The organism is Chryseobacterium sp. 1B4, from assembly GCF_036631475.1.
In the GTDB taxonomy this organism is placed as follows: Bacteria; Bacteroidota; Bacteroidia; order Flavobacteriales; family Weeksellaceae; genus Chryseobacterium.
In genome coordinates, this window is the sequence record NZ_JAPNUF010000013.1 from 188,339 (window position 1) to 202,748 (window position 14,410).

At 38.1% G+C, this 14,410-nt stretch carries 13 protein-coding genes and 1 pseudogene; 9 read left to right on the forward strand and 5 right to left on the reverse strand.

The features are described from left to right. Positions 1 to 56 precede the first annotated feature (56 nt). On the forward strand, positions 57 to 893 hold the full coding sequence (locus OWR28_RS26370; RefSeq protein WP_332389163.1) for a T9SS type A sorting domain-containing protein: 837 nt from the start codon (positions 57 to 59) through the stop codon (positions 891 to 893). Positions 894 to 1,211: 318 nt separating this feature from the next. On the opposite strand, the gene OWR28_RS26375 is transcribed toward OWR28_RS26370, so the two are convergent. From OWR28_RS26375 to OWR28_RS26385, 3 genes are read right to left on the reverse strand one after another with little or no spacing between them, the layout of a single operon-like run. Then, the gene (locus OWR28_RS26375) at positions 1,212 to 1,736 is read right to left on the reverse strand and encodes a hypothetical protein (RefSeq protein ID WP_332389164.1); all 525 of its coding nucleotides are present in this window, start codon (positions 1,734 to 1,736) and stop codon (positions 1,212 to 1,214) included. 47 nt (positions 1,737 to 1,783) lie between these two features. Continuing rightward, positions 1,784 to 2,494: a hypothetical protein gene (locus OWR28_RS26380; RefSeq protein ID WP_332389165.1), complete on the reverse strand. Its 711-nt coding sequence runs from the start codon at positions 2,492 to 2,494 to the stop codon at positions 1,784 to 1,786. Continuing rightward, positions 2,491 to 2,736, reverse strand: a complete 246-nt coding sequence (locus OWR28_RS26385; protein ID WP_332389166.1) for a hypothetical protein — start codon at positions 2,734 to 2,736, stop codon at positions 2,491 to 2,493. The genes OWR28_RS26380 and OWR28_RS26385 overlap by 4 nt, the downstream gene beginning before the upstream one ends. Positions 2,737 to 3,111: 375 nt before the next feature. Here OWR28_RS26385 and OWR28_RS26390 point away from each other — a divergent pair, with 375 nt between their 5' ends. Beyond that, positions 3,112 to 3,813 carry a CoA transferase subunit A gene (locus OWR28_RS26390; protein ID WP_002980643.1) on the forward strand — a complete coding sequence of 234 codons (702 nt, stop codon included), beginning with the start codon at positions 3,112 to 3,114 and terminating at the stop codon, positions 3,811 to 3,813. 2 nt (positions 3,814 to 3,815) lie between these two features. Here the strand turns inward: OWR28_RS26390 and OWR28_RS26395 are convergent, their stop codons facing one another. Next, positions 3,816 to 5,627, reverse strand: a complete 1,812-nt coding sequence (locus OWR28_RS26395) for an ABC transporter ATP-binding protein (RefSeq protein WP_332389167.1) — start codon at positions 5,625 to 5,627, stop codon at positions 3,816 to 3,818. A gap of 157 nt (positions 5,628 to 5,784) precedes the next feature. On the opposite strand from OWR28_RS26395, the pseudogene OWR28_RS26400 reads away from it, so the two are divergent. Beyond that, positions 5,785 to 6,436, forward strand: a pseudogene (locus OWR28_RS26400) (CoA transferase subunit B). A gap of 380 nt (positions 6,437 to 6,816) precedes the next feature. On the opposite strand, the gene OWR28_RS26405 reads toward OWR28_RS26400, so the two are convergent. After that, entirely contained in the window at positions 6,817 to 7,629 is an 813-nt protein-coding gene (locus OWR28_RS26405) for a DUF4197 domain-containing protein (protein WP_332389168.1), read from the reverse strand. A 371-nt stretch (positions 7,630 to 8,000) separates the two neighbouring features. Between OWR28_RS26405 and OWR28_RS26410 the strand changes: the two genes are divergently transcribed. From OWR28_RS26410 to OWR28_RS26435, 6 genes are all read left to right on the forward strand, one after another. Continuing rightward, positions 8,001 to 10,115, forward strand: coding sequence for a family 20 glycosylhydrolase (locus OWR28_RS26410; protein ID WP_332389213.1), 2,115 nt, complete (start codon positions 8,001 to 8,003; stop codon positions 10,113 to 10,115). Between the two features lie 8 nt (positions 10,116 to 10,123). Then, positions 10,124 to 10,765, forward strand: a complete 642-nt coding sequence (locus tag OWR28_RS26415) for a Crp/Fnr family transcriptional regulator (RefSeq protein ID WP_332389169.1) — start codon at positions 10,124 to 10,126, stop codon at positions 10,763 to 10,765. 225 nt (positions 10,766 to 10,990) lie between these two features. Next, a complete protein-coding gene (locus OWR28_RS26420) occupies positions 10,991 to 11,773 on the forward strand; it encodes a sulfite exporter TauE/SafE family protein (RefSeq protein ID WP_332389170.1) in 783 nt (260 codons plus the stop codon). A gap of 84 nt (positions 11,774 to 11,857) precedes the next feature. Then, a complete protein-coding gene (locus OWR28_RS26425) occupies positions 11,858 to 13,279 on the forward strand; it encodes an MBL fold metallo-hydrolase (protein WP_332389171.1) in 1,422 nt (473 codons plus the stop codon). Between the two features lie 10 nt (positions 13,280 to 13,289). Then, the gene (locus OWR28_RS26430) at positions 13,290 to 13,853 is read left to right on the forward strand and encodes a YeeE/YedE thiosulfate transporter family protein (protein WP_332389172.1); all 564 of its coding nucleotides are present in this window, start codon (positions 13,290 to 13,292) and stop codon (positions 13,851 to 13,853) included. Positions 13,854 to 13,881: 28 nt separating this feature from the next. After that, complete coding sequence (locus OWR28_RS26435) at positions 13,882 to 14,370, forward strand: DUF6691 family protein (protein ID WP_332389173.1); 489 nt, start codon at positions 13,882 to 13,884, stop codon at positions 14,368 to 14,370. Positions 14,371 to 14,410 lie beyond the last annotated feature (40 nt).

The following is a 14,410-nucleotide window of genomic DNA, read 5'->3' on the forward strand; positions in this document are numbered from 1 at the left end:
CCAACAACGGATATACGGAAATCACCCCAAGGAAAAATTTCTATGTAGGACCGAAAGTGCAGCTGCAGGCTACCGCTGATACTTATCCGGTAGGAGGAACTGTTACGATTAATTTTACAAACGGTCCCAACTTACAGAAAGACTGGATCGGAATTTATAAAATGGGACAGACTCCGGGAACGACAGCGTCTATCAAATGGAGTTATGTAACAACAGCATCCGGAACTCTTAATTTTACAGGGCTTCCAAAAGGATATTATTATGCTCAGTATTTACTGGAAGACGGATATAACGGAATCGGGGAAAAGGTATTCTTTAAAGTAGGGGATATCGTTACAGATCTTTGGATCAACAAACCTGTTTATACTTTAGGTGAAAATATTACCGCTTCCTGGACGGATTCTCCGGGAATCATTAAAGACTGGTTGGGAATCTATCCTCAAAGTGTTCAGACACCGGACGATAATTTTGTTTCGTATACTTATTTTGACGGAGTGACTCAGGGAACAAAACCATCCAGGGAACAGCAGTACCTTGCAACTCCGGGGAATTACTACATGGTGATGTTTACCAATGATTCCTATACAGAAGTTTCAAACAGGGTACAGTTCCAGGTAGCTTCACCAACGTTGGGAACTGAAGAAACCAGAAGCACAGAGAAAAATGTAGTCTTGTATCCAAATCCAACCAAACCGGGACAGCCTACTTTTATTAAAAGTGACTACCCGATTGAGAAAATCGAATTGGTTTCAGCTTCAGGAGAGCTGCTTTACGTATCAAAAAATATCAATAACCAGCGTTTTTCTCTGGTGAACGAAAATCTCCCTGCAGGTGTTTATTTTGTAAAAGTGCATGGAAGAAAACTATTTACTTTAAAACTGATTATTCAGTAAGGTAAACTAAAACACAATCATAGCCAAGAGACTGTCAGAAATGATAGTCTCTTTTTATTGATATAAAAAGTACAATTTCCCATAATCATCTGTGAAAATCTGTGTAATCTGCGGGCAAAAAACAAACCACAAGAGTCACAAAAGGTTTGAACACCTAAGCTAATTAAGAAGATATTCTTACAGAGAATAAGTTCACATAAGTTTTTAAAAATCTTAAAAATAAGGTACATCTAACCGGAAATATCTTTGAAAATCTGTGCCCAAATAAAAAAAGCGATTCCAAAAATTGAAACCGCTTTGATATTAGAGTTGTGATAATTAGTCAAACTGATAGTACAGATCATCCTCACTTAACAGCGTCTGGTTTTCAGCAGAGGCATTTTCATCCTGAGCATCGGCCAGCGTCTTCGTTTCCTGAATAAGCTTTCCATCCGTATTATAAAGTCTTAAAAGAACCCATTTTCCGTTACGTTCAAGTTCTTTGGCGCCATCCAATGTTTTCAGTCTGATTTTTCCGGATTGAATAACACCTGCTTTTACAGAAGACTTATTGGCAGGCTTCCCTTTTACATATTGTGTAACTTGTGCGGTGAAGGAATAATCTTCTCCGTCTTCACTGACAGGTTGTGAAAAAGTATACAAAACAGTACCTTTTCTGTCATACACAGTTGTTTCATAGCTTGTTTGTTTAGCATTCAGCTTTTTTTCATAATTCAGTGTATGATCTTCGAAAAAGTTTTTGATATTCGAAATAACACCGTTCTTATAAACTGTTTCATTAAAACCCTCATAAGCTGTACCATTATAAGGAATACCATCTTTATAGGTTAAGGTTGATTTCAAAGTTCCGTCAGGAGCATAATATTTAATTTCCTGGGTGATATCATCTTTTAAAACTTTTCATAGGATAATTTTCCGTTTTCATCAAAAATCTTACTGGTCACAATCGAGCCTTTTTCATAAATATCTATCGATGAAATCTGTGAATAAGAAATCTGGTAATCTTCACCATTCATAGGGCTATAAATATCGTTTTCCTTATCATACTGATATACAAGATGTCCTATTTTTTTACCTGACTCATCATAAGTGGTTTTATAGCCGTCTTTCTTATTCATTTTCTGCTCCTGTAAAACTTTTCCGCTTTTGCTATAGGATACACCTTCCTTTACGCTGCCGTCCTTACTGTATTTCTCTATTCTGGAAATCCTCATCGGGTTGGAATAATAATCAACCACCATATTTTCGCCCGGACCGCTGGTGCCGCTTCCCAGATATTTACCCTTTTCTCCGTAATATTTCGTTTCAGTATTATAATCCTTACCGGTAATGGTTTCACTTCTGATGCCTTTAATGTCATCATCATAAACCGTTGTTTTGACAGGTATGGAGTTTTCATAATCGACCAGGATATTAAAGTCAACCCCTTCTTCAGCATCTTTATAGCTGAACATTTTTCCTGAAAAAGTCCCGTCAGCTTTATATACAACATCTTCTGTCAGTCTGCCTTTAACATCATATGTCTGGGCAGGACCTATCTGCTGACCTTTGGAATAAGTGGCAAAATTTGATACTTTTCCTTCAGGGGTATACCAGGTCACTTTTCCCTCAAAGACTTCACTGTTGGGGTAGGATCCGAAGCAAGACCTTCCATCTGAAGTTTCCCATCCTTATAGAAATCCTTGATAAAGGTTAGTTTTCCTTTTGAAGTTGTTTCACGGTAATATTCCATTTTATCCTGAGTGGTTTTTTCCCAGTTTTCATCGAAATAAGTTTTCTCCTGTGCGCATACATTGATGCTAAGTACCAGTGCAAGTAATGCTGAGGTAAATAATTTTTTCATGTTTTTATGTAAGCTTAATATTGTATATGATTAATGCAATGATTGATATAAGAAGATCTATGTATAGATAGATCACAAGAAGTGAAAAGGCAATAGTAGCCTGTCATAAAATAATTTCTACATTAAAATTGTGTTTAAAAAATGATCTCTGAAAACAACAAATAAGCTGTGTTTCTGAATTTAAAGCCTCAAAGATAAATCATATAGATGAAAAATCCACAAAAAACGAACAGATCTGTTCGTTTTTATAGGTAAGGGTTTGATTTTTATGGCTTTATAATTTGGGAAAACAGTGTGAAATTTCAAAGGCTTTTCTATTCATCAGATATACAGGAAAATTTATTAAATTTAGCCAACAGAAAAATCTAATATTTCATGATAGATAAAAGAGTAAAAAATGCAAAGGAGGCCATCGAAGGAATTAAAGATGGAATGACACTGATGCTTGGTGGATTCGGACTTTGCGGTATCCCTGAAAACTCAATCAATGCTTTGGTAGAAAGCGATGTGAAAGATCTGACCTGTATTTCAAACAATGCGGGAGTAGATGATTTCGGATTAGGATTACTGCTTCACAAAAGGCAGATTAAGAAAATGATCTCTTCTTATGTAGGAGAAAATGCTGAATTTGAAAGACAGATGCTTTCCGGGGAGCTGGATGTAGAACTTACGCCGCAGGGAACTTTAGCTGAAAAATGCAGGGCTGCTCAGGCGGGAATTCCTGCTTTTTACACGCCTGCAGGCTACGGAACTGAAGTAGCAGAAGGGAAAGAAGTAAAAGAATTCAAAGGAAAACCTCATATCTTAGAACACGCTTATGATGCAGACTTTTCTATCGTAAAAGCATGGAAAGGAGATCATGCCGGAAACCTTATTTTCAAAGGTTCTGCAAGAAACTTCAACCATCCGATGGCAGGTGCTGCAAAGATTACTATTGCTGAAGTAGAAGAGCTGGTAGAACCGGGACAATTAGATCCCAATGAAATTCACATTCCGGGAATTATGGTTCAGCGAATTTTCCAGGGAGAAAAATTTGAAAAAAGAATTGAACAGAGAACAGTAAGACCTAAAGAATAAGCTTAAATAATAAAATAAAAAGCGCTGAAAACAATTTCAGCGCTTTTTTTATGCCTGGGGAGTAAGTGTTTTTCTTCTCCGATCTGTTGCCTCCACATGGCGTAGTAGAGTCCTTTTTCGTCAATGAGATTCGCATGAGAACCCGTTTCTACAATCTGTCCGCGTTCAAGAACATAGATTTTGTCTGCATGCATAATCGTACTTAAACGGTGGGCAATAAGAACAGTAATCTGTTCTTTCTCTTTTGAAATGTCTTTTATCGTAGTGGTGATTTCTTCTTCGGTGATACTGTCAAGCGCAGAAGTAGCTTCATCAAAGATCAGCAGGTGAGGTTTTCTCAAAAGAGCCCTTGCGATAGCAATTCTCTGCTTTTCACCGCCACTCAGCTTCAGACCACCTTCGCCGATAATGGTTTCAATACCCTTTTCTGCTCTTTCCAGCAATGCAGTACAGCTTGATTTCTGTAAAGCAATTGCCAGCTCCTCATCAGTAGCCGAAGGATTAACAAAGAGAAGGTTTTCTTTAATGGTTCCTGCAAATAACTGAGTATCCTGAGTGACAAAGCCAATCTGATTTCTCAGCTCATCAAAATCAAATTCTTTTCCATTAATTCCATTATAAAAAATATTTCCTTCCTGAGGTCTGTATAGCCCAACCAGTAATTTGACGAGTGTGCTTTTCCCGGAACCGCTTGGTCCTACAAAAGCAATGGTTTCTCCGTTTTTGACATCAAAGGAAATATTATTCAGAGCTTTATACTGAGCAGACTGATGTTTGAAAGAAACATGTTTGAACTCCAGTTCTTCAATGGCACCGATCTGTTTTGGGTGAAGCGGTTTTTCTTCCACTTCCTTTTTCATCAAACGGTCAAAATTCTGAAGAGAAGCTTCTGCTTCACGGTAAGAAATAATAATATTTCCTATTTCCTGCATAGGCCCGAAAATAAAAAAGCCATAAAACATCAGAGACAGATACTGACCCGGAGTCACAATATTTTTAAAAATCAGATACAATAAGGTAAGGGTAATCATCTGCTGAAGAAAATTGACCATTGTTCCCTGGATAAAACTCAAAGAACGGATGCTTTTTACCTTTCTCAGTTCAAGGCCAAGGATTTTATAGGTATTGTTGTTTAAACGGATTACTTCCTGGCTGGTTAATCCTAAACTTTTAACAATCTCAATGTTTCTCAAGCTTTCTGTAGTACTTCCGGCCAGCGCTGTGGTTTCAGTAACAATATTTTTCTGGATTACTTTTATTCTTTTGCTCAGTAAATTCGTAACAATGGCAATAAAGAAAATCCCGCAGATATACACCGGCATAATAGACCAATGTAAACGGATTGCATATACGGACACGAAAATAATACTGACCAGAATTCCAAAGAAAATATTGATGAAATTCGTAATGAATTTTACGGTATCCTCTCTTACTTTCGTTAAAATTGAAAGAGTTTCTCCACTTCTCTGATCTTCAAACTCCTGATAAGGCAGCGCCATAGAATGTTTTAAACCATCTGTAAATATTTTTGCTCCGAATTTTTGTGTAATTACACTTACCACATAATCCTGAAAAGCTTTGGCAATTCTGCTCACCATAGCCGTCCCGATCAGAAGTCCCAGGAAATAAAAAGCACCATGGTATTCAGGGCTTCCGTATAAATACTCATTCAGGGTTCTGGGAAGCAGTTTTTCTTTATCAAAAAAGTTAGGATGGGTAACCAGCTGATCCAGGATATTTCCTGTAATAGCCGGGGCAAATAAAGAAAAACCTGATTGACAGTAGCCAAAAACAAAGAAATGATAATCAGCCACTGATAAGGTTTAAGATATCTAAAAAGTATTTTCATTCTGTTAAAATAATGAAGCAAAATTACAGATATTATTTTAACTAACAGTGTTAATTGTTGAATACAACAAAGGACTTTTGTATTCAAGTGAAAATAATTAAATTGCAGTCTAAGTTTTTATTATGCTTACAAAAGAACAAATTGCCAAAAGAATTTCAAAAGAACTGAAAGATCGTTATTATGTAAACCTGGGAATTGGGATTCCTACTTTGGTTGCCAACTATGTTCCGGAAGGTATTTCCGTAGAATTCCAGAGTGAAAACGGAGTTCTGGGGATGGGGCCTTTCCCTTTCGAAGGAGAAGAAGATGCTGATATCATCAATGCCGGAAAGCAGACTATTACTATTTTAGAAGGAGGTTCATTTTTTGATTCTGCATTCAGTTTCGGGATGATCCGCGGTCAGAAAGTTGACCTTACCATCCTTGGTGCTATGGAAGTTTCAGAGAACGGAGATATTGCCAACTGGAAAATTCCCGGAAAAATGGTGAAAGGAATGGGAGGCGCCATGGATCTTGTAGCTTCTGCTGAAAATATTATTGTTGCAATGATGCACGTGAATAAAGCAGGAGAAAGTAAAATCCTTAAAAATGTACACTTCCTTTAACAGGAGTAAACTGTGTGAAAAAGTGGTTACTGAGTTAGCTGTTCTGGATGTAACTCCGGCAGGATTCAAACTGGTGGAAAGAGCCCCGGGTGTCTCAGTGGAAGATATTATCAACGCGACAGAAGCAGATCTGATTATTGAAGGAGAAATTCCGGAAATGCAGTTCTAATTTGCTTAAAAAATAAAAAGATTCGGCCTCACTTTGTGAGGCCGAATCTTTTATAAACGACATAGGAGATAGGAGCGTCAAAAAAATAAATGCTGTGAACGTTAAGAAAATTCTTTTGTCCGAAGCGCGAGACACAATTAGAACCGATTAAGAAATAAAGACTTCGCGCAAGTTTAGAATTTTTAGAGAACAGGATTTATTTTTAGCGTAGAGATCCAGGTCTTGAACTTTTGTTTCTTTTGTTTGACTCCGTCGAATCTTCGATTTCAAGACAAAAGAAATTATAAAAAGCTGTTGCATCATGAAACAGCTTTTTATATTTAAAATTGTAAAGGTTAGTTTGTCATCTAATTTCTACCCTCTGCTATCTAACTTCTCATTTATTTCCCATCCTGCGCTCCAAAAACCTTTTGCAGAATACTGGTCGTTCTCATAGCAGGCGTATTTCTGATCCCGCTTTCTTTGTCTGCTACCATTTTGAACACTCCATTAATGGTTTCTGTAGTAACATACTCGTTAAGATCTGTTGTTACAGACTGCCCTGTAAATGTATTGTATTTTGAAATCAGGTTTTTCCAAAGCGTATCAGCTCCTACTTTTCCCAATGAGGCTTTTACCTTAGGCTGAAAAGCATTGAAAAGCTGGGTCTGTGTTTTTCCCTGAAGATAGTTAGTTGCTGCATTATTACTGCCTAACAGAATATTTTTTGCATCTGTAATCGTCATGGAAGTAATCGCATTGGTGAAAATAGGAGCCGCTTCTGTTACGGCATCTTCAGCAGCTCTGTTTAATAGTTTAACACCTTCATCTGCAAGACTGCCCATACCGATGGAACGTAAGGTTGTATCAATCTTTCTTAACTTTTCAGGCATTAAAATTTTTACCGCTTCATTTTTGAAAAAACCATCGGTTACCGCCAGTTTTTTAACCCCATCGGTTACCCCAATGCTTAAGGCTTCTTTCAATCCCGATGAAATCTGAGTGGAAGTAAGGTTTCCAATACTGGCCGGCGAATTAACGGAGGTGGTAGTGGTAGTCTTGGTGGGCGCTGCCGTACCATTATTTTTTACCGGAACATTAAGGTCTACACCTGTTTTATTTTTAACGGTAGATTTTATAATATCTAAAATTTGTGCCTGTGCTGACATTGAGAATAATAATCCGGCTGCCACAAAAATGCTTTTTTTCATCATATTTTTTTACAAATTTAAATCTTTTAATTTTTTTAAGTCGTCAAAGTTGATCAAAAAACAAACCATCATACACAGAATAGAATAGAACAATTTCTATACAAGTCACTTAGTAACTTTAATTGTATGCTTCATAAACCGGACAATTAAGATATCTGAATTTTGTTTTTAAAAGACTCCGGGAGTTTTGAAAAATAATTATCTTAGCTCAAACCTTAACCACCTCCAATGATACGGAATTTTTTAGTATTTTTTATATTGCTTTCAAACGTGATTTTTGCCCAAAATAAATTGAATTTAATTCCTTATCCTCAAAAACTTGAGTTTCTCCAGGGAGAATTTGTAATCCCGAAACGCTTGTATTAAGCAGTAATCTGCCAAAAGAAGAGACGGAATATTTTAAAAAACGTTTAAGTCCTCAGTTTAAATTTCAGAATATCCAGAATGGGAATGGGATTCATCTGGTCAATTCTGTAATGCCGCCAACATCAGTCAGTGCTGAACAGAAAAAAGAATCTTATTCCATAGAAATTTCTCCGGCGCAGATTCGTATAAAATCTTACACCAGACAAGGATATTTCCTTGCGCTGCAAACCCTGATTCAGATTTTCGAACAATATAAGGAGACTAAGAAAATTCCTGCTTTAAAAATTGAAGACCAGCCAAAATTTGCATGGAGAGGAATGCACCTGGATGTCTGCCGTCATTTTTTTACAGTAGATGAGGTAAAGCAGTATATTGACTATCTGGCCATGTATAAGCTGAATACTTTCCACTGGCATTTAACGGATGACCAGGGATGGAGAATTGAAATCAAAAAATATCCGAAGCTAACACAGATTGGCTCAAAACGTAAGGAGTCTATGATCGGAGCTTACGTTGACAATACATTTGACGGTACACCTTACGGCCCTTATTTTTATACACAGGAACAGATAAAAGAGGTGGTAAAATATGCTCAGGACAGGCATATTACTGTTATTCCGGAAATAGAAATGCCGGGACACGCTTTGGCAGCGCTGTCTGCATATCCCGAACTGGCATGTACAAAAGGTCCTTTTGAACCTGCCACAAAATGGGGCGTCTTTGATGATGTTTTCTGCCCGAAAGATGAAACATTTACTTTTCTGGAAAACGTTCTGGATGAGGTGATAAAGCTTTTCCCATCTCAATATATTCACATCGGTGGTGATGAGTGCCCGAAAACACGATGGAAAGAATGTGCACACTGCCAGGAATTGATCAAAAAAAATAATTTAAAAGACGAACATGGCTTACAGAGCTACTTTATTCATCGTATTGAAAAATATGTGAACAGTAAAGGCCGGAAAATCATCGGTTGGGACGAAATTTTAGAAGGAGGGCTGGCACCGAATGCTGCGGTAATGAGCTGGACTGGTGTAAACGGAGGTATTGAAGCTGCAAAATCAAAACATTTCGCTGTAATGACTCCGGGAGCATACTGTTATTTTGATCATTATCAGGGGGATCCTCAATCGGAGCCTAATGCTTTTGGTGGTTTTACTCCTTTAGACAAAGTATACTCTTATAACCCTGTCCCTTCCGAGCTAAATGCAGAGCAGGCCAAATACATCATGGGAGTTCAGGCTAACCTTTGGACAGAATATATTTTGGATTTTAAACAGGTACAGTACATGATCTTTCCAAGATTAATGGCACTCTCTGAAGTGGGATGGGGAACATCGGATCCTGAAAATTATAAAGAATTTGAAAACAGGGTGATCAGCCATTTTAAAATGCTGGATGAAATGAAGGTGAACTATGCAAGAAGCATTTATAATATCACCGGAAAAGTAATTCCTTCCAATAGCGGAATTGCTTACGAACTGTCAACCTCACAAAACGTAAACGGCATCAGATATACTTTAGACGGAACTGTTCCTGCCATAAGTTCTAAAACGTATCAGAAAGCAGTTCAGATCCCTAATTCTTTAACGATAAAAACAGCTTATTTTGAAAATGGCCAGTTAAAGAGTGCGGTTTCTGCACAGGAATTTATTGTTTCAAAAACTACAGGGAAGAATATAACCTTAGAACAACAGCCGAGTGAAAACTATTCTTTTGGCGGGGCTTTTACTTTAGTAGACGGTATTATCGGAAATATAAAGCAATTGGGTAAAACCTGGCTTGGTTTCCAGGGAAAAGATGTAGTGGCAACCATAGATTTTGGTCAGAAAACAGCTTTTACGGAAGTCTATTTCAATACCCTTGAAAATAAAGGCAGCTGGATTCACCTTGCAAAATCTGCAAAGATTTTTGTTTCTGATGATAACAGGAATTTTAAACTGATCAAAGAGATTGGGACATCAGAAATTCAGGAGGCCCATGGCAAAATCAAAATAAATGTAGGATCGCAGAATGCTAAATATCTGAAGGTAAGTATTGAAAATGCTGGAATTATCCCGGCAGGAAATCCGGGAGCAGATTCAAAAGCATGGTTGTTTGTTGATGAAATTGGTGTAAATTAGAATAAAAAATGCAGGGCGATACCGTACTTTCTTCCGAATTTTCATCATCTCCGGAACTGGTAGAAAAGCTGTATCAGTATGGTACAACTAGAAATTATCATGAAGGAGATATTGTTTTAGATGAAAATGCCTCCATCCGTTCTATTCCTATTGTGATGAAAGGAATGCTTAAAGTCATCAGAACAGAAGAAGACGGGCGTGAAATTTTACTGTACTACATCAAAGCAGGAGAGAGCTGTATCATGTCTTTCCTGGGCGGAATGCACAACGAAAAAAGTATTGTAAGAGCTGAAATTGAAGAAGATGCCGAAATTCTTTTTCTGCCTGTAGACAAGGTATCTTTATTTATTAAAGAACATCCCGAATGGCTGGATTATATCTTCAGGCTCTACCATAAAAGATTTGAAGAGCTTCTGGATATCATTAATGCTATTGCCTTTAAAAAAGTAGACGAAAGGCTGCTGAATCTTTTGCAGAAAAAGTCAGAGCTTACCCGTTCCGAAACCATCAATACCACCCATGAGCAGCTGGCCAATGAGCTGGGTACCGCAAGGGTAGTGGTATCCAGACTTCTCAAGCAGCTGGAAGAAGACGGAAGGTTAAAGCTCGGCAGAAATAAAATCACCCTTCTGAAGTCCCTTAATTCATAAATCCTATCTCAATTTACTGATACGTACACCATTCCCCTCCTCCGGAGGGGTGGCAAAAATTCATGAAATTTTTGACGGGGTGGTCAAAATATTCTCACAATACCCCCTTAGTGCCCTTGTGGAAATTAGTGTCCATTCGTGTTAAATCTTTCCTTATGTAACAAAAGTAGCTGTAGCCCTCATCCCGATTTTCCATTTTTGCATCAGAATTAATGGGATAGTGAAATGGAAATTATAGGATATACAGCAGCCGTTTTTATAGGCATTTCTCTCGGTTTAATTGGAGGTGGAGGAAGTATCCTCACCGTTCCTGTACTTGTTTATCTTTTTGGCATCGATGCCTTTATGGCAACAGAATATTCTCTTTTTGTAGTAGGAATAAGCAGCCTTGTAGGTTCGGTGTCATACTTTAAAAAAGGATTGATCAATTTTAAGATCGCAATGGTTTTTGGAGTTCCTTCGATAGTTTCTATTTTTCTGACCAGAATGTATCTTCTTCCCTTGATTCCTGAGGACGTATTCAGAATGCAGAACTTTACCCTTACCAGAAATATTTTTTTACTGCTGATTTTTGCCGGTTTAATGATGCTGGCTTCTTATAAAATGATAAGAAAAAATACTTCAGATCATAAGACAGATAAGAATAATGCTTTGCTGGCAGCAGGGCAGGGTTCCTTAGTGGGTATTTTAACCGGATTGGTGGGAGCCGGAGGAGGCTTTATGATCATTCCTGCATTGGTAAACCTGTTGAAAATTCCTATGAAAATTGCGATAGGGACTTCTCTGGTCATTATCTCCCTGAATTCTTTAATTGGATTCTTTTCTTCGGTTAATCATATGAGAATAGATTGGGAACTATTGATTTCTGTTACAATCATCGCCGTTGCGGGAATAATCATAGGTTTTCAGTTATCAAAAAAAATTGACGGTAAAAAACTGAAGCCGGCATTCGGATGGTTTATCCTGATGATGGGCATTTATATTATTACCAAAGAAATCTTCTTTTAATCTTCTTGTGTAACAAAAGTAGCTGTGAAGGAAAAAAGAAAACGGGAAATTTGTATCGGATAACAAAATCAAAAAATAAATACAATGGACATAGAACAGATTTATACGGGATGCCTGGCACAGGGAGCTTATTACATCACCTCAGCCGGAGAAGCCGCTATTATTGACCCTTTAAGAGAAACTCAGCCTTATATCAACAGACTGAAAGAAGATGAAGTAGAATTGAAATATATTTTTGAAACTCATTTTCATGCAGATTTCGTCAGCGGACATCTTGATTTAAGCTATAAAACCGGTGCCCCGATTGTATATGGACCCACGGCCAATCCTGATTTTGAGGCTGTCATCGCAGGGGATGGACAGATATTTGAAATTGGAGACATCAAAATTAAGGTGCTGCATACACCGGGACACACCCTCGAAAGTTCATGCTATCTGCTGATTGATGAAAATGGCGTTGAGAAAGTACTTTTCAGTGGTGATACCTTATTCCTCGGGGATGTTGGCCGCCCGGACCTGGCACAGAAAGGAGCAAATATGACACAGGAAGAACTGGCAGGGCTTTTATATGATAGTCTTTATCATAAGATTTTACCTTTGCATGATGAGATTATTGTCTATCCGGCGCATGGAGCAGGTTCTGCCTGTGGTAAAAACATGCAGAAAGAAACGGCAGATACATTGGGAAACCAAAAAAGAACCAATTATGCTTTAAATCAGAAAGACCGGGAGTGCTTTATTAAAGAAGTGACAGACGGGCTTTTACCTCCGCCCGCTTATTTCGGGATGAATGTCATGATGAACAAAAAAGGATACAGCAGTTTTGATAAAGTTCTTTCGCAAGGCTTGCATGCTCTTGTACCGGAACAATTTAAAGAAATTGCTGAAGCTTCAGGAGCTTTGATTTTAGATGTAAGAACCAACCGTGATTTTGCCAGAGGCTTTATCCCGCAGTCTGTCAATATAGGACTGGATGGTGATTTTGCCCCGTGGGTAGGAGCTTTAATTGCAGATGTCAGCCAGCCTATATTGCTGGTAGCTGAAAAAGGAACTGAAGAAGAAGCGGTAACCCGGTTGAGCAGAGTAGGATTCGACAATATCCTGGGTTTTTTGGAAGGAAGCTTTGAAGCATGGGAAAAAAGCGGAATGGAAACTGACTTTGTCAACCGTATTTATGCAGAACAGTTTGAAGCAGAAATCAAAGAAAAAGAAGCAAAAATTATTGATATAAGAAAAGAAAGTGAATACAATGCAGAACATATTCATGAAGCTTACAGCAAGCCTCTGGCATATATCAATGAGTGGATTCATGAGATCGAGCCGGCAGAACATTTCTACATGCATTGTGGAAGTGGCTACAGAAGTACAATGGCAGCAAGCATTCTTCAGGCAAGAGGATACAGAAACTTTACAGAAGTTGAAGGAGGCTTTAAAGCGATTGCTTCTACAGGTATTCCTAAAAGTGATTTTGTCTGCCGGACTAAAATTTTAAATACATTAGATTAAAAAAGAAGAAATGTTGGAAATGATAAAAGAACCGTGGCCGTGGTATATTGCCGGTCCGTTAATTGGCCTTACTGTACCTGCTTTATTGATTATGGGCAATAAATCCTTTGGAATAAGCTCTTCATTAAGGCATATCTGCGCAGCCTGCCTTCCAGCCAATGTAAAATTTTTCAAATACGACTGGGAAAAAGAAGCCTGGAATTTATTTTTTGTATTGGGAATTTTCTTCGGAGGGATGATTGCTGCCCATTTTTTGGTTAACCCCAATGAAATAACGGTAAATCCCGAACTGAAAACAGAATTGGTTGGCTACGGAATTACAGATTACAGCAGTATGGTTCCTGAACAGCTTATAAATTTTGAAAGCCTGCTGACACTGAGAGGATTTATAATTATGGTTGCAGGAGGATTTTTGGTAGGTTTCGGAACAAGATATGCAGGAGGATGCACCAGCGGACATGCCATTATGGGGCTCTCCAACCTGCAGTGGCCGTCTTTGGTGGCGACAATATGTTTTATGATCGGAGGATTTTTAATGGCTAACCTTATCCTGCCTGTAATTCTTTCTTTATAAGTCTAATTTTAAAAGAGCAATTTATATCATGATAAAAGAAAAAGAACAGAACATAGATCAGCAGGATACCGTTTGTGTAAACGAAAGCATTCTTACCCGTCCATGGTATCACAACCTGAAGTATCTTGCGGCAGGGATTATTTTTGGAATCATTTTCGTGAAAGCAGAAGTGATCAGCTGGTTCAGGATACAGGAAATGTTCCGCCTGCAGTCTTTTCATATGTACGGAATCATCGGAAGTGCTGTATTGGTAGGAGTCATTTCAGTAACGTTGATCAAAAAGTTCAATATAAAAACAATATATGGGGAACCCATCAGAATTGCCCCTAAAGAGTTTAATAAAGGCCAGATCTATGGAGGGCTGATCTTTGGGTTCGGCTGGGCCATTACCGGAGCCTGCCCCGGACCTCTGTTCGCGCAGATCGGAACGGGAGCTTTAGCAGTATCCGTTACTTTACTGAGTGCTATTGCCGGAACATGGGTATATGGGTATTTCAGAGACAAATTACCACATTGAAAGAAGAAATTTATGGTATTCAACAATCCATCCAATTATA

Bases quoted from the DNA above. Each gene is read 5' to 3' on its own strand.
- OWR28_RS26420 (WP_332389170.1), top strand. From the start codon at position 10,991: ATGGAAATTATAGGATATACAGCAGCCGTTTTTATAGGCATTTCTCTC.
- OWR28_RS26385 (WP_332389166.1), bottom strand. From the start codon at position 2,736: ATGAAAAAATTATTTACCTCAGCATTACTTGCACTGGTACTTAGCATC.
- OWR28_RS26405 (WP_332389168.1), bottom strand. From the start codon at position 7,629: ATGATGAAAAAAAGCATTTTTGTGGCAGCCGGATTATTATTCTCAATG.
- OWR28_RS26430 (WP_332389172.1), top strand. From the start codon at position 13,290: ATGTTGGAAATGATAAAAGAACCGTGGCCGTGGTATATTGCCGGTCCG.
- OWR28_RS26425 (WP_332389171.1), top strand. From the start codon at position 11,858: ATGGACATAGAACAGATTTATACGGGATGCCTGGCACAGGGAGCTTAT.
- OWR28_RS26415 (WP_332389169.1), top strand. From the start codon at position 10,124: ATGCAGGGCGATACCGTACTTTCTTCCGAATTTTCATCATCTCCGGAA.
- OWR28_RS26390 (WP_002980643.1), top strand. From the start codon at position 3,112: ATGATAGATAAAAGAGTAAAAAATGCAAAGGAGGCCATCGAAGGAATT.
- OWR28_RS26435 (WP_332389173.1), top strand. From the start codon at position 13,882: ATGATAAAAGAAAAAGAACAGAACATAGATCAGCAGGATACCGTTTGT.